This is a genomic window from Aeromicrobium sp. NPDC092404, from assembly GCF_040684095.1.
In the GTDB taxonomy this organism is placed as follows: domain Bacteria; phylum Actinomycetota; class Actinomycetes; order Propionibacteriales; family Nocardioidaceae; genus Aeromicrobium.
In genome coordinates this window covers 178,783-201,854 of record NZ_JBFBFI010000002.1, presented here as the reverse complement: position 1 = coordinate 201,854, position 23,072 = coordinate 178,783, and the positions used below count along the sequence as shown (strand labels likewise).

The following is a 23,072-nucleotide window of genomic DNA, read 5'->3' as shown; positions in this document are numbered from 1 at the left end:
TGCCATGACTGCCACGCTCGAGTCGCTCACCGCCTCCACCCCATGGACCCCGGTCGAACCGCTCACCGAGGCGCTGTTCCGCGTCCGCATGCACGGGGTCTTCTACTCCTGGACCCGTGCGACCGAGCCGCTCGCGGTGGACATGCCACGGCTGCCGGACTGCCTGAGCTTCCACGTCGTCACGGCGGGAGACGTGTGGATCACCGTCGCCGGTCACGACCCGGTGCGCCTCGAGCCCGGCGACATCGCCCTCGTGCCACGAGGTCTCGGACACGCCCTGGCCAGCGATCTCGGAGTGCCGTCGGCCGGTCAGGTCGACACGCTGCCGCAGGAGATGGTCAGCGACCACTACTCGGTCATGACGATCGGCGACCCGGACCTCCCGGTCCGCACCGCCATGTTGTGCGGGGTCGTCGGCTTCGACTCACCGGCCGTGCACGAGGTGCTGCAGCTCCTGCCGCCGTTGATCCACGTGCGGCGCGACGAAGGGCTGAGCGGGCTGGTGGCGTTGATGGTCGACGAGCTGGAGCGCTGGCGACCGGGCGGCGAGGCCGTCACGACGAGGCTCGCCGACGTGCTGGTCGTCCAGGCCATCCGCACGTGGCTCGAGAGCGACCCGCACGCCGAGCAGGGCTGGATCGCCGCCCTGCGCGACCCCTGGGTCGGCCGCAGCGTGGCCGCCATCCATCGCGAGCCCGGCCGTCCGTGGACGCTGGGCGATCTTGCCGCCGAGGCGGCGTTGTCGCGGTCGGCGTTCGCCGAGCGGTTCACGCGGGTCGTCGGCACCGCTCCGATGCAGTACGTCACGACCTGGCGGATGAACGTCGCCGCGGTGCGTCTCGCCGAAGGTGCCTCCGTCGCCGAGGTCGCGGCAGCCCTGGGCTACGGGTCGGTCGCAGCGTTCAGCCGGGCGTACAAGCGCACCCGCGGCACCAACCCGGGGTCCGACCGCAGTCGCCGCTGATCGGTGCGTGCTCGCTGACCAGCGGCGACGCCCTTCTCGCAAAGTTCACAGGTTCTCCGAAGCGCGCCCGGCCCATACGCCTGCCATGATGGAAGGGCGTAGACAGTCCGTGGCGGTAGGCCCCGATGATGCGTGCACGGTCCTCAAAGGGAAGGGGCCGCACATGACGCAAGAAGCCCAGATCGACACCGCTCCGAACGAGCGGTATGTCAGCCACTTCACCGAGCTGATGCACGACGTCAAGGCATCCGGGCTCCTGGAGCGGGCCCACGTCTACTACTGGCTGCAGATCGGCGCGCACGTCGGTGCGTTCTTCACGATCTGGGCTGGGTTCTTCTGGCTCGGCAACTCGTGGTTCCAGCTGATCCTCGCCGCGGCGCTCGGCGTCATCGTGACGCAGTTCGGCTTCCTCGGCCATGACGCGGCGCACCGGCAGATGTTCACCTCGCCGGCGTGGAACTCCTGGACCGCCCGCATCATGGCCGGCGCGTTCGCCGGCCTGAGCTTCGCGTGGTGGCGGGCCAAGCACAACATGCACCACAAGGGCCCCAACCTCGAGGGCTACGACCCCGACATCGGTCCCGGCGCGATCGCGTTCACGCCGGGCATCGTCGCGCAACGCACCCAGGGGTTCGCCGGCTGGTTCGTCAAGCGGCAGGGCTGGCTGTTCTTCCCGCTGCTGACCCTCGAGGGCCTCAACCTGCACGCCGAGTCGATCCGCGCGGCCCGTGACAAGAGCTCCAACCAGCCCTGGCGCCGGCTCGAGCTGTTCCTCGTCGTCTCCCGCCTCACGGCGTACGTCGCGATCCTGCTGACGTTCCTGCCGCTCGGCAAGGCCGTGGCGTTCTTCGCGGTCCAGATGGCGGTCTTCGGCTTCTGCCTCGGCGCATCGTTCGCGCCGGCGCACAAGGGCATGCCGATCATCCCGCCGGAGATGAAGCTGGACTTCCTCCGCCGGCAGGTCATGGTGTCCCGCAACGTGCGCGGCAACCCCGTCGTCGACTGGGCGATGGGCGGGCTCAACTACCAGATCGAGCACCACCTCTTCCCCAACATGCCGCGCTGCAACCTCAAGAAGGCGCAGCCCCTCGTCCGGGCGCACTGCGAGCGCGAGGGCATCGACTACATGGAGGTCGGGCTCTTCCACTCGTACGCGATCGTGGTCGACTACCTCAACAACGTCGGCCTGCGCGCCCGCGACCCGTTCGACTGCCCCCTGTCGGCCCAGCTCCGCGCCCCCAGCTGACGGCCAGCTTGTGAAGCCTTGCGGCCCACGTCCGTCCGAATCCTGGGCCGCAAGCCTTCACCACGTGGGGTCGGTCAGTTGACCTGGCGGTCGTGGCCCTTCCAGTAGGGCTCGCGGAGCTTGAACTTCTGGAGCTTGCCGGTCGCGGTGCGGGCGAGCTCGTCGCGGAGCTCGATCTTCTTGGGGCACTTGTAGCCCGCGAGGTGCTGCCGGCAGTGCGCGATGAGCCCGTGCTCGTCGACGGGGTCCTCGTCGGGGTCCAGCACGACCAGGGCGGTGATGAGCTCGCCCCACTTCTCGTCGGGGATGCCGATGACGGCGACCTCCTTGACCGACGGATGTGACATCAGGGCGTCCTCGACCTCGATCGACGACACGTTCTCGCCGCCGGTGATGATGACGTCCTTCTTGCGGTCGGCGATCGCGATGTAGCCGTCCTCGAACGTGCCACCGTCACCGGTGTGGAACCAGCCACCGGCCTGCGCCTCGGCCGTGGCCTCGGGGTTGTCCCAGTACGCCTCGAGGTTGTGGTTGGACTGCGCCAGCACCTCGCCTTGGTCGTCGACCATCATCCGTACGCCGAGGGCGGGCGCACCGGCCCGGCCGAGGTTGAGCGCCTGCTGGTGGGGGTCGAGGCCGTCCCACTCCGCGCGCATGCGCGACATCGTCAGCAACGGGGCAGTCTCGGTGAGGCCGTAGATCTGGATGAACTCCCAGCCCAGCTCCTCACGTACCCGCTCGATCGTGCGGGTCGGCGGCGGTGCGCCGGCGACGATGATCCGCACCCGGTCACGACCGGGGATCTCGCCGTCCCACGTCTTCGCCGCGTCCAGGGCAGCGGTCACGACGGCCGGGGCGGCGCAGAGGTAGGTGACGCTGTGCTCCTTGATGCGATTAAGGATCTCGGTGCCGTCGATCTTGCGGAGGACGACGTGCTTGGCGCCCATGCCGGTCGCGGCGAAGGGGTGTCCCCACCCGTTGGCGTGGAACATCGGCAACGTGTGGAGGTAGACGTCACGGTCCGACACCGACGCCTGCCATCCGAACACCGTCGCATTCAGCCAGTTGTTGCGATGCGTCAGCTGAACGCCCTTGGGCCGGGCCGTCGTGCCCGACGTGTAGTTGATCGTCGCGGTCGCGCCCTCGTCGCCGTCCCAGGGCTGCGGCTCGGCCGATGATCCCCAAATCTTGTCGTCGTCCTCGCCGAGCACGAAGGTTCGCTTGCAGTCCACCTCGTCGACCAGGTGTCGCAGCTCCGGGTCGACCATCAGCACCTCGGCGCCCGAGTGCTCCACGATGTAGCGGATCTCGGCGACAGCGAGCCGGAAGTTCACCGGCACCAGCACCCGGCCCCAGCCCGAGACGCCGAAGAACGAGGCCAGCATCCGCGCCGAGTTCTGCGACACGATCGCCACCCGGCCACCGACCGGAACGCCCATCTCGTCCAGCGACGCGGCCTGGGCCCGAGCCCGGCGACCCAGCTCGGCGTACGTGATCTCACCCCACGACTCCGCCGGCTGATCCGGCTCGTCGACCACCGCGACCCGGTCCGGATAGACCGTCACGGCACGATCCAGGAAGTCCATGACGGTCAACGGGTAGAGCACGGTGCCTCCTGGAGTGGCGCGGTCACGTCATGTCTATCCTGCACCCGGCTGCGTGAACGTTGCACTCCCGACGAGGGCGGGTCGCGGTGGGTGACCCGGCGCAGATGTTCTCGCCCGAACGGCGCGACGAGATCTGGGCCATCCAGCGTGGGCTCAACTACTTCTCGTAGCCGTAGAAACCCTGCTGGGTCTTCTTGCCGAGCAGGCCGGCGTCGACCATGCGGTCGAGCAGCGGCGGAGGTGAGTAGAGGGGCTCCTTGAACTCCTCGTACATCGACTCGCCGATCGCCTTCAAGGTGTCCAGCCCGATCAGGTCGGACAACGCCAGCGGCCCCATGGGGTGGCCGCAGCCGAGCACCATGCCGCGGTCGATGTCCTCGGCGGAGGCGTAGCCCGCTTCATACATGCGGATGGCCGACAGCAGGTAGGGCACGAGCAGGCTGTTGACGATGAACCCGGCGCGGTCGGTGGCGTCGATGGGCTTCTTGCCCAGGGTGCCGGTGACCCACGAACGCATGCGGTCGAGGGTCTCGGCTGAGGTGGTCAGCGACGGGATGAGCTCGACCAGCTGCATGACCGGGGCCGGGTTGAAGAAGTGCACGCCCATGACGTGGTGGGCCCGTCCGGAGACCGCCCCGAGCTTGACGATCGGGATCGACGAGGTGTTGGACGCCAGGATCGCGTCGTCCTTGACCAGGATCTGCCCGACCCGACGGAACAGGTCGAGCTTGGTGGCCTCGTCCTCGGATGCCGCCTCGACGACGAGGTCGCGATCGGCCAGGAGCTCCAGGTCCTCGGTGAACCGGATGCGGTTGAGCACGGCGGTGACCTCGGCGGCCTCGATCTTGCCGCGCGACTCGGCCCTGCGGAGCGAGGCCTCGACCCGTCCGGCCGCAGCCTTGGCCGCCTCGGCGTTGATCTCGATCACGATGACGTCGAGCCCGGCCCGTGCGGCCACCTCGGTGATGCCGGAGCCCATCAGCCCTCCGCCGATGACCCCGACTCGATCGATCCCGCTCATGGTTCTCCTCAGTTAGTAGGACGTCATAGTATCTCGCTGGTCCAGCGGTCTCCGAGGCCGCATCCACCGGGGCGCGCCTTCGGCCGGCTCGCCCACGAGCGTGATGGGATGACCTCATGCGTACGTTCGCGGTGGCTCTGTTCCTGGTGCTTGCCGCCTGCGGCGGATCGGGTGACGAGCCGACCAAGGCGGCCAAGACGTCCGCGACTCCGGGCGCCACCACGACCAAGCCGACCGTCGCGCCTCCCGAAGGAACGCCGGCGCCGGAAGCGCTCTCGCGCTTCCGCTGCGCCAAGAACGCCAAGGGTGCCTGGAGCTCGTCGGGCCATCTGGCCAACCGCACCAAGGCCAAGGTGACCTACCAGGTCACGGTCTACATCGGCGAAGCGGCCGGCGGCGTCGAGCAGGCCAGGACCCGTCAGGTGCCCGACGTCGCGGCGGGCGGCTCGACGCGATTCGTCATCAGCAACGTGCCGGCGCCCGACGACGGCGGCACCTGTCACGTGCAGGTCCTCGCGCAGGGCTGAGCCCGACGGCGACCTCACCGTGAGACGGAGACACCCCGGTCGAGGCCATGCCCTCGCTGATGTGCAACCTGCAGAGCCGTCGGGCCTGACCGGTCGTCACGGCCGGGCGTCGCGGCGCCAGTGCCAGATCGCGCCGGCATCCGGGTCGTCGATCGTCCCGACGATCTCGAACCCCAGCTTGCGCAGGACGCCGACCGAAGGGTTCTCGGCTGCCAGCGTGTGCGCGCCGATCTGCGTCGCACCGCCTGCGGCAGCTCGGTCGATGAGCAGCGTCGCGGCCTCGGTGGCATAGCCGTGACCGCGCAGCGCCGGAGCGATCTCGTAGCCGATCTCGGCGACGCCGTCGATCGGTGGCCCCTTGAGCCCGCCCGATCCGACTAACGTGCCGGCAGTGGTGTCGACGAACAGGTACGTCCACCAGTCGGCCTCGTCCGGCTTGTCGCGCAGCACGCCGAGGCTGAAGGGGATCGTCTGCGGGAACTCCGGCCAGCCTTCCGGCACGGCGAGGCCGAGCTCTCGTTCGAGCTCGCCACGGGAACGCGAGGCTGCCTCGAGCAGGGCGACGGTGGGCAGCACCAACGAGACGCGCGGCGTGGGCTGACCTGGCACGGCACTCCTCGAGCGAGGCGGATGGACCGACCCACGATAGCGCCCTGGAGGGAGCGCTAGCTGCGCGAGATGCGCACCATCTCGTCGCGGGGGACGACCTTGACGCGCGTACGGCCGGCGGCCTCGCCCAACGCGAGCTCGTGCTCGTCGAGCTTCTCCCAGCCCTCCCATGTCGTGAACTCGATGCCGCGGCCGGCGAGGTAGCGATCGACTGCCTCGCGCTCGGGCTCCGGGGGCGCGACGAGGCGGTCGACGTCGGCGAGCAACAGGTCGATCGTCTGGGCGGCGTCGGACTTGGTGTGCCCGATCAGTCCGACCGGCCCGCGCTTGATCCACCCGGTGACGTACGCGCCGGGGAGTGGATCGCCCTCGATGTCGATGACCCGGCCGCCGTCGTTCGGGACGATCGCCTGGGTGTCGTCGAACGGGATGCCGGCGAGGTTCTCCGAGCGGTAGCCGACGGCGCGGTAGACCGCCTGGACCGGCCAGTCGACGTGCTCGCCGGTGCCACGGACGTTGCCGGTGCCGTCGAGCTCGGTGATCTCGGTGCGGAGGCCGACCACCTGACCGTCCTCGCCGAGGACCTCGACGGGGTTCTGGCAGAAGTGGATGTGGATGCGGTGCGGCGCGCCGGACGGCTCCTTGGCGAGGTAGTTCTGCAGCACGTCGACGACGAGCTTGACCGACTTGGAGGCCCGGATCGCGTCCATGGAGCCCTCGTCGAGCTCGAAGCCCTCGGGGTGGATGATGACGTCGATGCTCGGTGAGTGGGAGAGCTCGCGCAGCTCCATCGGGGTGAACTTGACCTGCGCCGGTCCGCGACGGGCGAACACGTGGATGTCCTTGGCGGCGTTCGCCTTGAGCCCGGCGTAGACGTTGTCCGGGATCTCGGTGACCAGCTGCTCGTCGGCGGTCTTCGCGAGCATGCGGGCGACGTCGAGGCCGACGTTGCCGACGCCGAGGACTGCCACGGTCTCGGCGCGGGGGTCGAACGGCCAGTCACGGGGAGCGTCGGGGTGCCCGTCGTACCAGGACACGAAGTCGGCCGCGCCGAACGAGCCCTTGAGGTCGATGCCGGGGATGTCGAGGTCGCGGTCGGCGCGCGCACCCGTGGCGAAGATGACGGCGTCGTAGAACTGCTGCAGGTGATCGAGCTTGAGGTCCGTGCCGTAGTCGACGTTCCCGAAGAACCGGATGTCGTCGTTGGAGAGCACGCGCTTCAGCGCCTTGACGATCTCCTTGATGCGCGGGTGGTCGGGCGCGACGCCGTAGCGAATCAGGCCGAACGGGGTGGGGTCGCGGTCGAGGATGTCGATCGTGACGTCGACCTCGGACTTGGTGAGGATGTCGGCCGCGTAGATTCCCGCCGGTCCGGCGCCGATCACGGCGACACGCAATTGCCTGCTCATTCACAACTCCTGGGGGAAGAACGCCACCTGTCTTAGGCAAGGCTAAGGAGGTCGATCAAGGGCTCTGAGCGCGTCTTGCCATGCGAACGGTCATCCTGTGGTGGGGGTCACACGAGGGCGGGCACTAGGTTGAGGGCATGACCACTGCCGTCGTCGTGGGGTCCGGCCCCAACGGGCTGGCCGCCGCCCTGGTGCTCGCCCGCGCCGGCGTCGACGTGACCGTGCTGGAGGCCGAGGACGAGATCGGCGGTGGCACGCGTTCGGCCGAGCTCAACGTGCCCGGCGTCGTGCACGACATCTGCTCCGCGACGCACCCCACGGCCGTCGCGTCACCGTTCTTCCGGTCGCTCGACCTGGCCCGGCACGGCCTCGAGTGGCTGTGGCCCGAGGTCGACGCGGTCCATCCCCTCGACGGCGGGCGGGCCGGGGTGCTGTTCCGCGACCTCGACCGTACGGTCGAGGGCCTGGGCGTCGACGGCAGGGCGTGGCGCAAGCTCTATGCGCCACTGGCCGAGTCGGGCGACGACCTCATCGGTGAGCTGTTCCGGCCGATCCTGCACGTCCCGAAGCACCCGATCCTGATGGCGCGGTTCGGCCTGCGCGCGCTGCAACCGGCGTCCTGGATCGCCCGCCGCTGGCAGACCGACGAGGCGCGGGGCCTGTTCGCCGGGCTCGCCGCGCACGCCCTCCACCCGCTCAACCGGCCGACCACCGGAGGCCTCGGCCTGATGTTCGGCCTGACGAGCCACGCGTACGGTTGGCCGGTCGCCAAGGGCGGGTCCGCGGCGATCGCCCGCGCGCTGGCCGCAGACATCACCGAGCACGGCGGCCGCATCGAGACCGGTCACGAGGTCACCGAGCTGCCCGACGCCGACATCGTCATCTTCGACACGTCGCCCCAAGGTGCCCTGCGGATCGCCGGCGACCGTCTGCCCGGTCGTGTGCGCCGTCCCCTCAAGCGCTGGCGCTCCGGCCCGGGGGTGTTCAAGGTCGACTACGCCGTCGAGGGCGGTATCCCGTGGACCAACGAGTGGGCCCGCAAGGCCGGCACCCTGCACCTGGCCGGGACCTTCGAGCAGCTCAACGCCGCGGAGCGTGAGGTGCACGCCGGCCGCATGCCCGATCGCCCGTTCGTGCTGCTCTGCCAGCAGTATCTCGCCGACCCGGGACGTTCGGCCGGCGACGTGCACCCCGTGTGGTCGTACGCTCACGTCCCGCACGGCTACACCGGTGACGCCACCGAGGCGATCACGAACCAGATCGAGCGTTTCGCCCCGGGCTTCCGCGACCGGGTCGTCGCCAAGACCACGGCGGGACCGGCACAGCTCGAGGCCCACAACGCCAACTACGCCGGCGGCGACATCGGTGGCGGCGCCAACGACGCGTGGCAGCTCGTGATGCGCCCCCGGTTCTCGGCCAACCCCTACTCACTGGGTGCCAAAGGGCTGTACATCTGCTCGGCGTCGACGCCGCCCGGCGGCGGAGTGCACGGCATGGGCGGCTTCCACGCGGCGACCTCGGCCCTGGCCGAGCTGTCCTGAGGCTTGCTGTGCAGAACCTGTGAGTGTGCGCGAAACCCCACAGGGAGGAACTCGGCCTCCCGAGGTCCCGTTCATACGGTTGAACGTTCAGCCAGCCTGTTCCGTTCTCCACATTGCACGCTGATTCCATACCCTCGAGCTCAGGAGCCCGACCGATGAAACTTCCAGCGCACAAGAAGATGCTCTCCGCCGCCGCAGCGGCCTCCGTCCTGCTGCTGACCGCCGCATGTGGCAGCAGCGACGAGCCGACGAGCGAGACCTCGACCTCGTCGGCGCCCGAGGCCGGCGACGCCTCCGGCGACGACACGTCCGCCGACGACGGCGCAGCGACCTACAAGGACGGTGACTACGAGGCTTCGGCGGGCTACTCCAACCCCGGTGGCGAGTCCGAGGTCAAGGTCGAGGTGACCCTGGCCGCCAACAAGATCACCGAGGTCACCGTCACGCCGTTGGCCGAGAACGGGACCTCGAAGCAGTACCAGGAGAAGTTCGCGGGCGGCATCTCCGACGAGGTGGTCGGCAAGAGCCTCGACGAGCTCGACGTCTCCAAGGTCGCCGGCTCGTCCCTGACCTCGTCCGGCTTCAACGCGGCGATCGACGACATCAAGGCCGATGCCCAGGCCTGAGCCGGCTGCCTGGCGGTTCGAGGCGATCGGCACGGCGTGGCAGATCGACACCGCCGTGCCGCTCGCCCCGGACACCGCTGCCGCCGTGACCGGCCGCATCGAGGACTTCGATGCGGTCTGGTCGCGCTTTCGCCCCGACTCGGTCGTGGCCCGGATCGCCACGGACGGCGGGACCTGGGTGCTCGACCCCGACTCGCGCGCCCTGCTCGACCTCTACGTCGAGCTGCACGACGCCACCGAGGGAGCAGTGACGCCGCTCGTGGGGCGTACGCTCGCCGATCTCGGCTACGACGAGACCTACTCGTTGCGCCCGGGTCCCGACCCGGCGGCCGTGCCCGCCTGGGGTTCGTTCGACTGGGCTTATCCGACTCTGACCGCTCATGAGCCCGTGCTGCTCGACGTCGGTGCCGCCGGCAAGGGGCACCTGGTCGACCTCGTCGCGCGCGTCATGGCCGACCACGGCGTGCCCGACTTCACGATCGACGCGAGCGGTGACCTCCTGCACCTGCAGGCCGCGCCGTTGCGCGTCGCGCTCGAGCACCCGGCCGACGCGACCCGCGCGATCGGCATCGCCGAGCTTCCCCGCGGCCGAGCACTCTGCGCGTCCGCGACCAACCGCCGGGCCTGGGGCGAGGGCCTGCACCACGTGCTGGACGGGCGTACCGGCCGGCCGGCCGACGACGTGCTGGCGACGTGGGTCGTCGCCGAGTCCTGCCTGCTTGCCGACGGGTTGGCCACGGCCTACTTCTTCGCCGAGCCGGAAGCGCTGGCCGGCATCTGCCCGCACGAGTTCGTCCGCATGTACGCCGACGGCCGCGTCCAGTGGTCGCCGGGTTTCCGAGGAGAGGTCTTCGCATGAACCCCCTGACAGGCATCCGTGACCTGCTGGACCGCCAGCTCGGCCGGGTGACGATGTACCGGCTCGTCACGATCGTCCTGACCGTGCTGGCCGCGGTCTACGTCATCTTCACGGCGACCGGTGTCATCGACGGGCTCTCGGTCTCCGACCAGCTCATCACCCTGGCCGTCCTGCTCGTGGCGTCCTATGGGAGCAGCCGCATCCTCGGCGCCGTCTGGCGGGTCCGCCCGCACGGGGAGTCGGCGATCATCACGGCGCTGCTCCTGTTCTTCCTCTACGTCCCCCTGCTCGAGACCGATGCGACCAACCTCGCCTGGCTGGCCGGCGCCGCGGTCCTCGGCAACGCCTCCAAGTACGTCCTGGCGTGGCGCGGCCGGCACATCTTCAACCCGGCCGCCGCGGGCGCCTTCCTGGTGCTCCTCGTGCAGGACCTCGTCGGCCGGGAGAGCCCGATCAACGCGATCTGGCAGACCGCCGCGACCGAGAAGCTGTTCCCGTTCGTCGTCGTCGGCGCGTTCGTTGTGCTGTGGCGCACCCGTCGTCTCGACATCGGCATGCTCTTCATCGTCATCGCCGGTGTGCTGATCGTCGTGTGCCTGCTCGATGTGAGTGCCGACCAGTCGTTCGTCGACGTGCTCAAGCTGGCGTTCTACTCGTACCCCATCGTCTTCCTGGCCGGATTCATGCTCAGCGAGCCCTTGACCCTGCCCCCTCGCCGGCACCAACAGCTGGTGGTCGCGGCGGTCACGGCGGTCGTGTTCGCCTACCCGAGCTGGGTCTACCTGCTCACTGACTCCCCTCCGGATTTGGGTGTCTTCGCGATCACCCCCGAGCTGTCGCTCCTCGTCGGCAACCTGCTGGCGTTCGCGTTCGCGCGGCGCCGTGGCGTCACGTTCGTGCTCCAGGAGAAGCGGCAGCTGACCCCCGAGACCCGGGAGCTGACATTCCGCGCCAAGCGGCCGGTGTCCTTCCAGCCGGGCCAGTACGCCGAGCTGACGGTGCCGCATGCCGGGCCTGACGGCCGTGGGAGCCGCCGCTCGTTCAGCATCGCCTCGCCACCGGACCCCGAGGGCCGGGTCTCGTTCGCGCTGCGGGTGCCCGAGAGCTCGTCGAGCTTCAAGAAGGCCCTGCTGGCGCTGGAACCCGGCGACACCGTGCAGGCCACCGGCATCGGCGGCGACTTCCTGCTGCCGCCGGACCCGTCAGTCCCGGTGCTGCTCGTCGCCGGCGGCATCGGCATCACCCCGTTCCTGAGCCAGCTGCGGCACGAGTCGTCGCGTGACGCCGTCCTGGTCTACGGCGTCTCGTCGCCCGACGAGGTGCCGTTCGTCGAAGAGCTGTCGGGGGTGCAGGTCGTGCTCGTCGGCCCGGCGCGCCCCTCGGAGCTGCCGGAGCGGTGGACGTACGTCGAGGCGCCCTTCCTGTCGGCCGAGCTGATCGCCGAGGCGGTGCCGGACCTCGCCAAGAGGCGGGCGTACGTCTCGGGTCCCCCGGCGATGGTCAATGCCGTTCGGGTCGGTCTCGCCAAGCGGAGCAAGGGCGTGCGGACGGACTACTTCACGGGCTACTGACCGGCCGTTCCTTGCTGTTCATCGGCGTCCGACCTAGTGTGATGCAGGACACATCGTGCCTCGCGAGGAGTGGTCGCATGACCGAGATGGCAGCAGAGTTCCTGGAGCCCGACCGCCAAGGGCCTGACGTGCCCAGCGTGCGTGATCGCGGCGCAGACGAGCCCGTGAGGGACCCGCGCACGTCGAGCCAGCCTGAGTCGGACGGACCCTACGGCGACGGTTGAGCCGCCGAGTGGAGCAAGAACGGCAAAGTTGATAGGAATGGACTCAACTTCACCAGCGTTGAGGTGAGTGACACTCGTTCCATTCCAGGAGGACCATCATGGACCTTGCCACGTTCACGACGCGCAGCCAGCAGGCGCTGGGCAGCGCGATCTCCGCAGCCGCTGCCGCTGGTCATCCCGCGGTCGAGCCGGCACACCTCCTCTCGGCCCTTCTCGACCAGGACGGCGGGACCGCTGCGCCCCTGATCCGGGCCGCGGGTGTCGACGTGCAGGCCGTGCGGGCGGGCCTGAAGTCCGCGCTCGAGTCGCTGCCGTCCGCCAGCGGGGCCAGCGTGCAGAACCCCGGCCTCTCGCGCTCGAGCCACGAGGTCCTGCAGCGCGCCAAGGACCTCGCCGACCAGCTGGGCGACGACTTCGTCTCGACCGAGCACCTGGCTGTCGGCATCGCCACCGTCGAGTCGTCCGCCAAGGCGGTGCTCATCGAGGCCGGTGCGAGCCCCGAGTCGCTGCAGGCTGCATTCGCCGCCGTGCGTGGAACCGCGCGGGTCACCAGCGCCGATGCCGAGGACACCTATCAGTCGCTCGAGAAGTACGGCGTCGACCTGACAGCCGTCGCCCGCGAGGGCAAGCTCGACCCGGTGATCGGCCGCGACAGCGAGATCCGCCGCGTCGTCCAGGTGCTGTCGAGGCGTACGAAGAACAACCCCGTGCTGATCGGCGAGCCCGGCGTCGGCAAGACCGCCGTCGTGGAGGGTCTCGCCCAGCGCATCGTCGCCGGAGACGTGCCGGAGTCGCTGCGCGGACGACGACTCATCTCGCTCGACCTGGCCGCGATGGTCGCCGGGGCGAAGTACCGGGGCGAGTTCGAGGAGCGGCTCAAGGCCGTCCTGACCGAGATCAAGGAGTCCGAGGGTCAGGTCATCACGTTCATCGACGAGCTGCACACCGTCGTGGGCGCGGGCGCCGGCGGAGACAGCGCGATGGACGCCGGCAACATGCTCAAGCCGATGCTGGCACGAGGCGAGCTGCGGATGATCGGCGCGACGACCCTCGACGAGTACCGCGAGCGGGTCGAGAAGGACCCAGCCCTCGAGCGTCGCTTCCAGCAGGTGTTCGTCGGCGAGCCGAGCCCGGAGGACACCATCGCGATCCTGCGCGGGCTCAAGGAGCGCTACGAGGCGCACCACAAGGTCTCGATCGCCGACGCAGCGCTGGTCGCCGCGGCGACCCTGTCCGACCGCTACATCCCCGGCCGGCAGCTGCCGGACAAGGCGATCGACCTGATCGACGAGGCCAGCAGCCGACTCCGCATGGAGATCGACTCCAGCCCCATCGAGATCGACGAGCTGCGTCGCGCGGTCGACCGGCTGCGCATGGAGGAGCTGCACCTCGACAAGGAGCAGGACGAGGCCAGTCGTGACCGGCTCGACAAGCTGCGCGTGGAGCTCGCCGACAAGCAGGAGGCGCTGCGGGCGCTCGAGACGCGCTGGGAGCGTGAGAAGCAGGCGCTCAACGCGGTGGGCGAGATCAAGGAGCGCATCGACGAGGTCCGCAGCCAGGCCGAGCGCGCCCAGCGCGAGGGCGACATGGACACCGCGAGCCGCCTGATCTACAGCGAGATCCCCGCCATGGAGCGCCAGCTCGAGGACGCCCAGGCCGCCGAGGCGGCCCACGAGGGCGACGCCATGGTGCACGAGGAGGTCGGTGCCGACGACATCGCCGAGGTCGTGGCGTCGTGGACCGGCATCCCGACAGGGCGCCTGCTCGAGGGCGAGACCGGCAAGCTCCTGCGCATGGAGGACGAGCTCGGCAAGCGGCTCGTGGGCCAGCGGACCGCGGTCGCTGCGGTGTCCGATGCCGTACGCCGCTCGCGGGCCGGCATCTCCGACCCCGACCGGCCGACCGGCTCGTTCCTGTTCCTCGGACCGACCGGCGTCGGCAAGACCGAGCTGGCCAAGACACTGGCCGAGTTCCTGTTCGACGACGAGCGGGCGATCATCCGCATCGACATGAGCGAGTACTCCGAGAAGCACTCCGTCAGCCGGCTGGTCGGGGCACCTCCCGGCTACGTCGGCTACGACGAGGGTGGTCAGCTCACGGAGGCCGTGCGGCGCCGACCGTACTCGGTCGTCCTGCTCGACGAGGTCGAGAAGGCGCACCCGGAGGTCTTCGACATCCTGCTGCAGGTCCTCGACGACGGCCGGCTGACCGACGGCCAGGGACGTACGGTCGACTTCCGCAACGTGATCTTGATCCTCACGTCCAACCTCGGCTCGGTGTTCCTGTCGGACGCGACCCTCGACGAGGCTGCCAAGCGTTCGGCCGTGATGGACGTGGTGAAGGCGTCGTTCAAGCCGGAGTTCCTCAACCGGCTCGACGAGATCGTCACGTTCGACGCGCTCGGGACCGACGAGCTCGCGCACATCGTCGACCTGCAGGTCTCGGCGCTCGCCGCGCGGCTCGCGACCCGGCGCATCGCGCTGGACGTCACACCGGCCGCGCGCGAGTGGTTGGCCCTCACCGGGTGGGACCCGGCCTACGGTGCCCGACCGCTGCGACGGCTCGTGCAGCAGGCGATCGGTGACCGGCTCGCCCGGTCGCTCCTCGGCGGCGAGGTGCGCGACGGTGACACCGTCGTGGTCGACCGGTCGCCTGATGCGGACGAGCTGACGGTGACGGCGGGCTGACCCGCCCACATCGTCGGTGGTGGCGGCCGCGTGATGGGATGGAGCAATGAGCGAACGCCCGAGCAGGCCTCAGCGACTGGCGCGGGCGTGCGTCTACCTGGGTGTCATCGGCGCGGTCCAGCTCATCCAGGCCATGACCGACATGATCGGCTGGTACTCCGACGGCGGCCAGACCAAGGTCGAGCAGTTCACCGATCCGCTCGTGAAGGAAGGCCTCGCGCGCGGCGACGCCGAGACGGTCTACCGCGTCTACCTGGCCATCGTCGCGGTCGTCGCCGCGTCCGTCCTGGTCTTCGCGATCTACACCGCGATGGGCCAGGCCGTCAGCCGCGTCATGCTGACGATCGTGGCACCCGTGATGGTCGTGCTCGGGCTGGGGCTGGGCTCGTTCCTCGCGACCCTGCTGTGTGCCGTCGCGCTGTTCTTCGTCTTCCAGCTCTGGCACCCGGAGGTGAATCGGTGGTTCGCCCGGCTGGCGGGCAAGGAGCCGCCCGTCCCGGTCGCCGCGGGTGCGGCACCGCCGGCACCCTCCCTGCCACCTCAGCACCCGGGACCGGACCCGTCGACCCAGCCGGCCGCTCCACCGTCATGGCAGCCGGGCCCGCAGCCGTACGCCCGGCCGCACCAGCCGCCCGCTGACGCCGTCAAGATCCTGTCGATCCTCACCCTCGTCATCTCGTCGGTCATCGCCCTGGGCTGCGGGTTCTATCTCCTGGTCTACGGCTTCGCCCGCGAGGCGCTCGTCGAGGAGATGCTCAGGTCGGACAGCAACTGGATGGATCTGGGCGAGGCCGAGATCCGCGACAGCATCCAGGACCTGGCCGTGATCTCGTGGGTCATGCTGCCGCTGTGCCTCGTGGCCACCGTCGTCGCCACGGTGCTGCTGGTTCGCTGCCGCCGCCGCTGATCTCCCTGCATTTTGTCCGGACATGAGAGTGGTCACAGCACCCCTCCGCGATGTGCGTCATGGCAGTGCGACTCGATAGACTGAAGGCATGCCAGACAGCACCGCAGCCGGTCAGAAACGTCCTCACGTCGTCGTGGTCGGAGGCGGCTTCGGAGGCATCGCTGCAGTTCGCAAGCTCAAGCGCGCCGACGTCGACGTGACGCTGATCGATCGGCACACCTACAACACGTTCCAGCCACTGCTCTACCAGGTCGCGACCGCCAGCCTCAACCCCGGCGACATCACCTGGTTCCTGCGCGCGATCCGCGCCAAGCAGAGCAACGTGCGCTTCCTCAAGGGCCTCGTCGAGTCGATGGACCACGAGACCAAGACGCTCAAGCTCGACGGCGGCGTCGAGGTCAAGTACGACTACCTGGTCATCGCCGTGGGCGTCACCGCCAACTACTTCGGCATCCCCGGTGCTGCAGAGCTCGCCATGCCGCTCTACCGCCGTTCGCAGGCGCTCGCGGTGCGCGACAAGATGTTCGCCGCCCTCGAGGACGCCGCGGTCAACGGCCAGGACCGCGACCTGCGCATCATCGTCGTCGGTGGCGGCGCCACCGGCGTCGAGACCGCCGGTGCGTTCGCCGAGCTGCGCAACAACGACATGCCGGTGACCTATCCCGAGCTCGACCGCAAGCGCGTGCACATCACCTTGATCGAGATGATGCCGCACGTGCTGGGGCCGTTCCATCCCAAGCTGCGCGACTACGCCCGCAAGTCGCTCGAGAAGCGCGATGTCGACCTGCGCCTCGAGACCGCCGTCAAGGAGGTCCGCGAGGACGGCGTGCTGGTCGAGCACGACGGCAAGCAGGAGTTCTTGCCCGCCGGCATCGTCGTCTGGGCCAGCGGCATCACCGCGCACCCCACGGTGCAGGGCTGGTCCGTGCCCCAGGGCCGCGGCGGGCGCATCGAGACCGATGAGCACCTGCGGGTCAAGGGCATGAGCAACGTGTTCGCGATCGGCGACGTCTCCGTCAGCCCCGACGAGCCGCTACCGCAGCTCGCCCAGCCGGCCATCCAGGGTGGCAAGCACGCCGCGAAGGTCATCCGGGCCGAGCTCGGCGGCAAGACGATCAAGCCGTTCAAGTACAAGGACAAGGGCACGATGGCGACGATCGGCCGTTCCTCGGCCGTCGCCGAGATCAAGTTCCTGCCGCGACTCACCGGGTTCCCCGCGTGGATCATCTGGGTCGGCCTGCACGTCGCGACCCTGCTCGGCAACCGCAACCGGTTCGCCACGATGATCAACCTCACGGCCAAGTACCTCGTGTGGGGCAGCCACAACGCGATCGTCGGCGAGACGCCACCGGTCGTCGCGCTCAAGCCCGTCACGGTCGACGCCCGGGAGCCTCGCAAGGCCGTCTCACGCGCAGCCGCCCGCAAGGCCACAGCGGCCAAGGCCGCGGACAAGAGCTAGTCGAGCGTCGACTCGAGCTCGGCCCGCGCCGTCAGCATCGACGGTCCGTACCAGGTCAGTGATCGTCCTGAGACCAAGCGGGTCGGCGTGTGCTCGAACGCCTCGGGGCCGTCGTCGGCGGTGAAGACGTACGGCTCGTCCGGCAGCAGGACGAGGTCGACGTCGAGGGAGTCGATGTCGGCGAGGTCGACCCTCGGGTATCGCTCGGTGCCGCCGTCGAAGGCGTTGACGAGTCCCAGACGGGCGACGAGGTCGCCGGTGAACGTACGCCCTCCCACGACCATCCAGGGGTCGCGCCAGATCGGGATGGCCACGCGGCGGCCCGACTCCGGGGCCGGCTCGGCCCACACGGCACGCGCCTCGTCGAGCCACGACGGTGAGTCCCACCCGAGGGCGTCGACGAACATCCGCTCCATCGAGGCGAAGGCCTCGTCGACCGTCTCGATGACCGTGACCCACACGGCGATCCCGGCGGCGCGCAGGCGATCGACGTCGAGCTCGCGGTTCTCCTCGCGGTTGGCCAGCACCAGGTCCGGCGCGAGGGCGGTGATCGCGGACCGGTCGGGATTCTTGGTGCCGCGCACCCGCGTCACCTCGAGACCGGCGGGATGGGTGCACCAGTCGGTGGCGCCCACCAGCGCCTCTGGCTGGGTCGCGGCGACCGCCTCGGTCAGCGAGGGCACGAGCGACACGACCCTCCGCGCCGGACGCACCAGGTCGACCGGATGGCCGAGGTCGTCCGACGGGAGGGTCATGTCGTCACCCTGGGCGGGGCCTACGGGATGTCGCGCCGCGTGTCGCGGACGTGCTCGCCCGTGGACCCGTCCTCGAGAAGCGGGTCGTCTCGCCGGCCGTCGCCAGTGAGCTGGTCGTCGCGCGAGGCATCGTCAGCGATGCCTCGGTGTGTGCCCGTGCCGCCGTCGGCCGCCAGGGTGCGATCGTCGACGTCGGGATCGATCTCGTCAGCCTTGGCGAGGCGGTCGCCGGCCTCGGCGCGTACGTCGCCGGCGTCCCGCTCGTGCTGCTGTGCCTGCCGCTCGAGCTGCTCCGCTGCGATGCGGGCCTGCTCGGCCTCGGCGCGAGCGGCGGCGGCGTCGGCCTCTCGGCGACTCGCCTCGACAGCACTGACCTCGGCCTCCTCGCGGAGCTCACCAGCACGGTGCCGATCGCGTTGGACCGCCTTGACGCGGGCCCGGTTGCGCAGGCTGATCGCGATCAGCGCGAGGAGCGCGATGACCGCGAGGGCGATGAGCGCCCACACCCACCAGTTCATGTCGTCCATGTCGATCTCCCTCTCTCGGGCGGCTCGCCTCGTCGCCGAGACGTGCCGATATCCCGTATGACGTACCCGCTTGCGCGATCGTCAACCCGCTCAGCCCTGGAGCGATCCCACGGCACGGGCGATGACGAGGAGGGAGACGAGGAGGGCCGAGGTGGCCTCGATGCCCATCAGGATCTTCGCGCGGGACGTCAGGGGCATCGTGTCGGTCGGGCTGAACGCGCTCGAGTTGGTCAGCGAGACGTACAGGTAGTCGACGAAGGTCGGGATCCAGCCGGAGCCCTTGCTGGCGGACGCGGCGACCTCCTCGACGGCGTCGTGGTTCTCGTCCTGCGAGAACCGCCAGTCCGCCGGTGCCATCTCCTTGTGGGGCTTGACCCGTCGAGCCACGGGACCACCCCGGTCGAGCTCCCAGTACAACAGGGCGAAGCCGATGACGTTGGTGACCCACACCTGCATCGCCGCCAGGAGCAGCGGCTCCCCGGACGAGCTCTTCTCGGTCATCGAGTGGACCAGCATGCCCAGCGCGATCATGTTGGCGATGATCACGAGGCAGGCGAGCGCGATCGACGCATTGCGGGACCACCGGGTCTCGCGGGTCATGCGGCGGGGGTTCGTCGCGACAAGGGCGATCAGCAGTGCGAGCTCGATGCCGGGGATGACGTAGCGCGGCCCGACGAGCAGCGAGGCAGGCAACAGGGCGTACGCGAGGGCGGCCACGACGACCGCGGCCGCCGGCGGGAGGCGGTTCTCTCCGTTGGCGTTGCGGCGTGCCTTCAGCTCCTTCTTGACGGCATCCTCTGCGGCGCTCATGGTTGCACGCTAGACCCGGGCGGGCTCAGGCGCTCGCGCGCCCGGCCGCCGTAGTCTGGAGTCGCCGTCGACCTCGCGCGCTGACGACCACCAACGACGAAAGGCCCGACATGGTTGCCTACTGGATCAACACGTTCACCGCGATCCACGACGAGGAGCGGCTCGCCGCCTACGTCGAGCTCGCCGGCCCGGCGATGCGCGCTGCCGGCGGCACCTTCCTCGCCCGCGGCAACCCGGCGCATGCCTTCGAGGCCGGCACGACCGAGCGCACGACCCTGATCCGCTTCGAGAGCGTCGACGCCGCCGTTGCGGCGTATCACAGCGCCGGCTACCAAGCGGCCCTCGAGGCACTGGGCGACGGCGCCGAGCGCGAGATCCGGGTCATCGACGGGATCGAGTGAGCAGCGCCTGCTCGGTGCCGCTCGACGGTGTGCCGAGCGGTCAGACGTTGCGCCGGTACTGACCGCCGACCTCGAAGAACGCCTCGGTGACCTGCTGAAGGGAGCAGACCCGGGCCGCGTCCATCAGCACCGCGAAGACGTTCTCGTGGTTGATCGCCGCCTGCTTGAGGCGCGCGATCGCCTCGGCCGCCTCGTCGCGATGCGTCTGCTGGAACGTCTGGACGCGCTCGAGCTGCGACGACTTCTCGGCCTCGGTCGCCCGCGCCAGCTCGACCGTCGGCGGCTCCAGGTCGTCGGCGTGGGGGTTGCGGAACGTGTTGACCCCGACGATCGGCAGCGACCCGTCGTGCTTGCGCTGCTCGTAGAGCATCGACTCGTCCTGGATGCGCCCGCGCTGGTAGCCGGTCTCCATTGCGCCGAGCACGCCACCGCGCTCGTTGATGCGGTCGAACTCGGCGAGCACGGCCTCCTCGAGCAGGTCGGTCAGCTCGTCGATGACGTACGCACCCTGGGTCGGGTTCTCGTTCATCGCCAGGCCCCACTCGCGGTTGATGACGAGCTGGATCGCCAGGGCGCGACGCACGGACTCCTCGGACGGGGTCGTGACGGCCTCGTCGTACGCGTTGGTGTGCAGGCTGTTGGCGTTGTCGTAGATCGCGATGAGCGCCTGCAGCGTCGTGCGGATGTCGTTGAAGCTCATCTCCTGCGCGTGCAGGGAGCGGCCTGACGTCTGCACGTGGTACTTGAGCTTCTGCGACCGCTCGTTGGCGCCGTACTTGTCGCGCATCGTGATGGCCCAGATGCGGCGGGCGACCCGGCCCAGCACGGAGTACTCGACGTCCATGCCGTTGGAGAAGAAGAACGACAGGTTGGGCGCGAAGTCGTCGATGTCCATGCCACGCGCGAGGTAGGCCTCGACGTACGTGAACCCGTTGGCGAGCGTGAACGCCAGCTGGCTGATGGGGTTCGCCCCGGCCTCGGCGATGTGATAGCCCGAGATGCTGACGGAGTAGAAGTTGCGCACCTGGTGCTCGATGAACCACTCCTGGATGTCGGCCATCATCCGCAGGCTGAACTCGGTGGAGAACAAGCAGGTGTTCTGGCCCTGGTCCTCCTTGAGGATGTCGGCCTGCACCGTGCCGCGGACGTTCTGCAGCGCGTACGACTTCAGGACGGCGTGCTCCTCGGCGTCGGGCTCGCGGCCGTGCTCGGCACGGAACACCTCGACCTGCTGGTCGATCACGGTGTTGAGGAAGAACGCGAGCACGGTCGGTGCGGGGCCGTTGATCGTCATCGACACCGACGTCGACGGCGACACCAGGTCGAAGCCGTCGTAGAGCGCCTTCATGTCGTCGAGCGTCGCGACCGAGACGCCCGACGTGCCGACCTTGCCGTAGATGTCGGGGCGGAGATCGGGGTCGCGGCCGTACAGGGTGACCGAGTCGAACGCGGTCGACAGCCGGGTCGCGTCGCCGTCCTCCGACAGGAGCTTGAAGCGGCGGTTGGTGCGGAACGGGTCGCCCTCGCCGGCGAACATGCGGGCGGGGTCCTCGCCGTCTCGCTTGAACGGGAACACCCCGGCCGTGAACGGGAAGTGCCCCGGCAGGTTCTCGCGCCGCCAGTAGGACACCAGGTCACCGTGGTCGGCGTGCTTCGGCAGGCTGACGCGACGGACCTTGGTGCCCGACAGCGACTCCCGGGACAGGGCGGTGCGGTTGTCGGTCTCGCGGATCCGGACGACGAGCTCGTCGCCGGAGTAGGTCTCGACGACGGCAGGCCAGCCCTCGATCTGCTCCCGGATCTCGTGGGGGAGGTCCTTCCGGGCGTCCTCGACCAGCTCGCCGAGCTCGGTCCTCGAGCCGGCCGAGAGGTCGTCCTCGGCCGCCACGGCCTCGAGGCGCTGGAGCCGACGAGCCTTGGCGACCAGGTCGTCCGTGGTCGCGTGGTACGCGCGTACGGTCTCGGTGATCTCGGCGAGGTAGCGCGTGCGCTCGGGTGGCACGACCTGGTCGATGCCGCTCGAGAACTTCATGTCGGTGACCGGCAGGATGCCCTCGGACACCGACAGGCCCTCGGGCTCGAGGATCGACACGAGGTGCTGGAACAGTGCCGTCACGCCGTCGTCGTTGAACGTGGCGGCCGAGGTGCCGAACACCGGCATGTCCTCGGGCTTCGAGCCGAACGCCTCGCGGTTGCGGACGAGCTGGCGCCCGACGTCGCGGAGGGCGTCCTTGGCGCCGCGGCGTTCGAACTTGTTGATCGCGACGACGTCGGCGAAGTCGAGCATGTCGATCTTCTCGAGCTGCGACGCGGCGCCGAACTCGGGCGTCATGACGTACATCGCCGTGTCGACGAAGGGCACGATCGCAGCGTCGCCCTGGCCGATGCCGGGGGTCTCGACGATCACGAGGTCGTGCCCGGCCGCCTTGAGCAGGTCGATGACGACCGGCAGGCAGTCGGGCAGCTCGTGGCTGCCGCGGGTCGCGAGCGACCGGAAGTAGATGCGGTCGCCGTCGAGCGAGTTCATCCGGATGCGGTCACCCAGCAGGGCGCCCCCGCCGCGACGTCGCGTGGGGTCGACCGCGATGACGCCGATGCTGAGCTTGTCCTGCTGGTCGAGACGGAACCGGCGCACGAGCTCGTCGGTCAGCGAGGACTTTCCGGAGCCTCCGGTGCCCGTGATCCCGAGGACCGGGGTGCCCGACGAGGTCGCCGCGGCGCGGATGGGGTCGAGGAACGCGGCGTCGAGCTGACCGAGCTCGGCGCCGGTGATGGCGCGGGCCAGGGCGCCCCGATCGCCGGACAGCACGGCGTCGGCGCGGGTCTGCTGTTGGTCCCACAGGTCGAGGTCGCAGGACTCGATCATCGTGTTGATCATCACGGCGAGCCCGAGGCGCTGGCCGTCCTCGGGCGAGAAGATCGTGACGCCGGCGTGGCGCAGCCTGCTGATCTCCTCGGGGACGATGACGCCACCACCCCCGCCGTACACCTTGACGTGTCCGGCGCCTCGCTCGCGCAACGACTCGACGAGGTACTCGAAGTACTCGACGTGGCCACCTTGGTAGGAGCTGACCGCGACGCCCTGCACGTCCTCGTCGATCGCGGCGTCGACGACCTCCTGCACCGAACGGTTGTGCCCGAGGTGGATGACCTCGGCACCCTGCGACTGGAGGATGCGGCGCATGATGTTGATCGACGCGTCGTGCCCGTCGAACAACGCTGAGGCGGTGACGAAGCGGACCGGGTGCGACGGGGTGTGCAGGTCAGGCATCGAGGCTCCAAATGTCTGTGGAAGTCCAATACTAGGACATCCAACTAAAGT

20 protein-coding genes are annotated in these 23,072 nt (G+C 69.5%); 12 read left to right on the top strand and 8 right to left on the bottom strand.

Features of this window, described 5'->3' with window-relative positions:
• Window positions 1–4 precede the first annotated feature (4 nt).
• Complete coding sequence (locus tag AB0N22_RS11360) at window positions 5–964, top strand: AraC family transcriptional regulator (protein ID WP_364639826.1); 960 nt, start codon at window positions 5–7, stop codon at window positions 962–964.
• Window positions 965–1,127: 163 nt separating this feature from the next.
• On the top strand, window positions 1,128–2,210 hold the full coding sequence (locus AB0N22_RS11355) for an acyl-CoA desaturase (RefSeq protein ID WP_364639823.1): 1,083 nt from the start codon (window positions 1,128–1,130) through the stop codon (window positions 2,208–2,210).
• Window positions 2,211–2,284: 74 nt separating this feature from the next.
• On the opposite strand, the gene AB0N22_RS11350 is transcribed toward AB0N22_RS11355, so the two are convergent.
• Entirely contained in the window at window positions 2,285–3,817 is a 1,533-nt protein-coding gene (locus tag AB0N22_RS11350) for an AMP-binding protein (protein ID WP_364639820.1), read from the bottom strand.
• A 157-nt stretch (window positions 3,818–3,974) separates the two neighbouring features.
• Window positions 3,975–4,838, bottom strand: coding sequence for a 3-hydroxybutyryl-CoA dehydrogenase (locus AB0N22_RS11345; protein WP_364639817.1), 864 nt, complete (start codon window positions 4,836–4,838; stop codon window positions 3,975–3,977).
• A 116-nt stretch (window positions 4,839–4,954) separates the two neighbouring features.
• On the opposite strand from AB0N22_RS11345, the gene AB0N22_RS11340 reads away from it, so the two are divergent.
• The gene (locus tag AB0N22_RS11340; protein WP_364639814.1) at window positions 4,955–5,365 is read left to right on the top strand and encodes a hypothetical protein; all 411 of its coding nucleotides are present in this window, start codon (window positions 4,955–4,957) and stop codon (window positions 5,363–5,365) included.
• A gap of 96 nt (window positions 5,366–5,461) precedes the next feature.
• Here the strand turns inward: AB0N22_RS11340 and AB0N22_RS11335 are convergent, their stop codons facing one another.
• Together AB0N22_RS11335 and AB0N22_RS11330 are read right to left on the bottom strand one after the other, a co-directional pair.
• A complete protein-coding gene (locus AB0N22_RS11335; protein WP_364639812.1) occupies window positions 5,462–5,974 on the bottom strand; it encodes a GNAT family protein in 513 nt (170 codons plus the stop codon).
• 56 nt (window positions 5,975–6,030) lie between these two features.
• Entirely contained in the window at window positions 6,031–7,383 is a 1,353-nt protein-coding gene (locus AB0N22_RS11330; protein WP_364639809.1) for an FAD-dependent oxidoreductase, read from the bottom strand.
• Between the two features lie 137 nt (window positions 7,384–7,520).
• Between AB0N22_RS11330 and AB0N22_RS11325 the strand changes: the two genes are divergently transcribed.
• From AB0N22_RS11325 to AB0N22_RS11290, 8 genes are all read left to right on the top strand, one after another.
• Window positions 7,521–8,924, top strand: a complete 1,404-nt coding sequence (locus AB0N22_RS11325) for an NAD(P)/FAD-dependent oxidoreductase (protein WP_364639807.1) — start codon at window positions 7,521–7,523, stop codon at window positions 8,922–8,924.
• 155 nt (window positions 8,925–9,079) lie between these two features.
• Window positions 9,080–9,550 (top strand): FMN-binding protein, encoded by a 471-nt coding sequence (locus AB0N22_RS11320; RefSeq protein ID WP_364639804.1) that lies wholly within the window; start codon window positions 9,080–9,082, stop codon window positions 9,548–9,550.
• Window positions 9,537–10,409 (top strand): FAD:protein FMN transferase, encoded by an 873-nt coding sequence (locus tag AB0N22_RS11315; protein ID WP_364639801.1) that lies wholly within the window; start codon window positions 9,537–9,539, stop codon window positions 10,407–10,409. Before AB0N22_RS11320 ends, AB0N22_RS11315 begins: the two co-directional genes overlap by 14 nt.
• Window positions 10,406–11,980 carry an FAD-binding oxidoreductase gene (locus AB0N22_RS11310; protein WP_364639798.1) on the top strand — a complete coding sequence of 525 codons (1,575 nt, stop codon included), beginning with the start codon at window positions 10,406–10,408 and terminating at the stop codon, window positions 11,978–11,980. The genes AB0N22_RS11315 and AB0N22_RS11310 overlap by 4 nt, the downstream gene beginning before the upstream one ends.
• A gap of 77 nt (window positions 11,981–12,057) precedes the next feature.
• Window positions 12,058–12,204 (top strand): hypothetical protein, encoded by a 147-nt coding sequence (locus AB0N22_RS11305; protein WP_364639795.1) that lies wholly within the window; start codon window positions 12,058–12,060, stop codon window positions 12,202–12,204.
• Between the two features lie 98 nt (window positions 12,205–12,302).
• Window positions 12,303–14,891 (top strand): ATP-dependent chaperone ClpB, encoded by a 2,589-nt coding sequence (gene clpB / locus AB0N22_RS11300; RefSeq protein ID WP_364639792.1) that lies wholly within the window; start codon window positions 12,303–12,305, stop codon window positions 14,889–14,891.
• 46 nt (window positions 14,892–14,937) lie between these two features.
• Window positions 14,938–15,798 (top strand): hypothetical protein, encoded by an 861-nt coding sequence (locus AB0N22_RS11295; RefSeq protein WP_364639789.1) that lies wholly within the window; start codon window positions 14,938–14,940, stop codon window positions 15,796–15,798.
• Between the two features lie 88 nt (window positions 15,799–15,886).
• Entirely contained in the window at window positions 15,887–17,257 is a 1,371-nt protein-coding gene (locus AB0N22_RS11290) for an NAD(P)/FAD-dependent oxidoreductase (RefSeq protein WP_364639786.1), read from the top strand.
• Here AB0N22_RS11290 and AB0N22_RS11285 read toward each other — a convergent pair.
• From AB0N22_RS11285 to AB0N22_RS11275, 3 genes are all read right to left on the bottom strand, one after another.
• Window positions 17,254–18,012 carry a helical backbone metal receptor gene (locus tag AB0N22_RS11285; protein WP_364639783.1) on the bottom strand — a complete coding sequence of 253 codons (759 nt, stop codon included), beginning with the start codon at window positions 18,010–18,012 and terminating at the stop codon, window positions 17,254–17,256. The two genes, AB0N22_RS11290 and AB0N22_RS11285, sit on opposite strands and share 4 nt — an antisense overlap.
• Window positions 18,013–18,032: 20 nt before the next feature.
• Complete coding sequence (locus AB0N22_RS11280) at window positions 18,033–18,539, bottom strand: hypothetical protein (protein WP_364639780.1); 507 nt, start codon at window positions 18,537–18,539, stop codon at window positions 18,033–18,035.
• A gap of 90 nt (window positions 18,540–18,629) precedes the next feature.
• Window positions 18,630–19,349 (bottom strand): hypothetical protein, encoded by a 720-nt coding sequence (locus tag AB0N22_RS11275; protein ID WP_364639777.1) that lies wholly within the window; start codon window positions 19,347–19,349, stop codon window positions 18,630–18,632.
• Window positions 19,350–19,459: 110 nt separating this feature from the next.
• On the opposite strand from AB0N22_RS11275, the gene AB0N22_RS11270 reads away from it, so the two are divergent.
• On the top strand, window positions 19,460–19,750 hold the full coding sequence (locus AB0N22_RS11270; protein WP_364639774.1) for a DUF1330 domain-containing protein: 291 nt from the start codon (window positions 19,460–19,462) through the stop codon (window positions 19,748–19,750).
• A gap of 40 nt (window positions 19,751–19,790) precedes the next feature.
• Here AB0N22_RS11270 and icmF read toward each other — a convergent pair whose 3' ends face one another.
• On the bottom strand, window positions 19,791–23,021 hold the full coding sequence (gene icmF, locus AB0N22_RS11265; protein ID WP_364639772.1) for a fused isobutyryl-CoA mutase/GTPase IcmF: 3,231 nt from the start codon (window positions 23,019–23,021) through the stop codon (window positions 19,791–19,793).
• Window positions 23,022–23,072 lie beyond the last annotated feature (51 nt).

What these genes read in the sequence shown, in the direction of transcription:
- AB0N22_RS11360 (WP_364639826.1), top strand. Translation starts at nt 5, where the DNA reads ATGACTGCCACGCTCGAGTCGCTCACCGCCTCCACCCCATGGACCCCG.
- AB0N22_RS11340 (WP_364639814.1), top strand. Translation starts at nt 4,955, where the DNA reads ATGCGTACGTTCGCGGTGGCTCTGTTCCTGGTGCTTGCCGCCTGCGGC.
- clpB (WP_364639792.1), top strand. Translation starts at nt 12,303, where the DNA reads ATGGACCTTGCCACGTTCACGACGCGCAGCCAGCAGGCGCTGGGCAGC.
- AB0N22_RS11355 (WP_364639823.1), top strand. Translation starts at nt 1,128, where the DNA reads ATGACGCAAGAAGCCCAGATCGACACCGCTCCGAACGAGCGGTATGTC.
- AB0N22_RS11325 (WP_364639807.1), top strand. Translation starts at nt 7,521, where the DNA reads ATGACCACTGCCGTCGTCGTGGGGTCCGGCCCCAACGGGCTGGCCGCC.
- AB0N22_RS11285 (WP_364639783.1), bottom strand. Translation starts at nt 18,012, where the DNA reads ATGACCCTCCCGTCGGACGACCTCGGCCATCCGGTCGACCTGGTGCGT.
- AB0N22_RS11275 (WP_364639777.1), bottom strand. Translation starts at nt 19,349, where the DNA reads ATGAGCGCCGCAGAGGATGCCGTCAAGAAGGAGCTGAAGGCACGCCGC.
- AB0N22_RS11310 (WP_364639798.1), top strand. Translation starts at nt 10,406, where the DNA reads ATGAACCCCCTGACAGGCATCCGTGACCTGCTGGACCGCCAGCTCGGC.
- AB0N22_RS11290 (WP_364639786.1), top strand. Translation starts at nt 15,887, where the DNA reads ATGCCAGACAGCACCGCAGCCGGTCAGAAACGTCCTCACGTCGTCGTG.
- AB0N22_RS11330 (WP_364639809.1), bottom strand. Translation starts at nt 7,383, where the DNA reads ATGAGCAGGCAATTGCGTGTCGCCGTGATCGGCGCCGGACCGGCGGGA.
- AB0N22_RS11345 (WP_364639817.1), bottom strand. Translation starts at nt 4,838, where the DNA reads ATGAGCGGGATCGATCGAGTCGGGGTCATCGGCGGAGGGCTGATGGGC.
- AB0N22_RS11315 (WP_364639801.1), top strand. Translation starts at nt 9,537, where the DNA reads ATGCCCAGGCCTGAGCCGGCTGCCTGGCGGTTCGAGGCGATCGGCACG.
- AB0N22_RS11305 (WP_364639795.1), top strand. Translation starts at nt 12,058, where the DNA reads ATGACCGAGATGGCAGCAGAGTTCCTGGAGCCCGACCGCCAAGGGCCT.
- AB0N22_RS11270 (WP_364639774.1), top strand. Translation starts at nt 19,460, where the DNA reads ATGGTTGCCTACTGGATCAACACGTTCACCGCGATCCACGACGAGGAG.
- icmF (WP_364639772.1), bottom strand. Translation starts at nt 23,021, where the DNA reads ATGCCTGACCTGCACACCCCGTCGCACCCGGTCCGCTTCGTCACCGCC.
- AB0N22_RS11295 (WP_364639789.1), top strand. Translation starts at nt 14,938, where the DNA reads ATGAGCGAACGCCCGAGCAGGCCTCAGCGACTGGCGCGGGCGTGCGTC.
- AB0N22_RS11320 (WP_364639804.1), top strand. Translation starts at nt 9,080, where the DNA reads ATGAAACTTCCAGCGCACAAGAAGATGCTCTCCGCCGCCGCAGCGGCC.
- AB0N22_RS11280 (WP_364639780.1), bottom strand. Translation starts at nt 18,539, where the DNA reads ATGGACGACATGAACTGGTGGGTGTGGGCGCTCATCGCCCTCGCGGTC.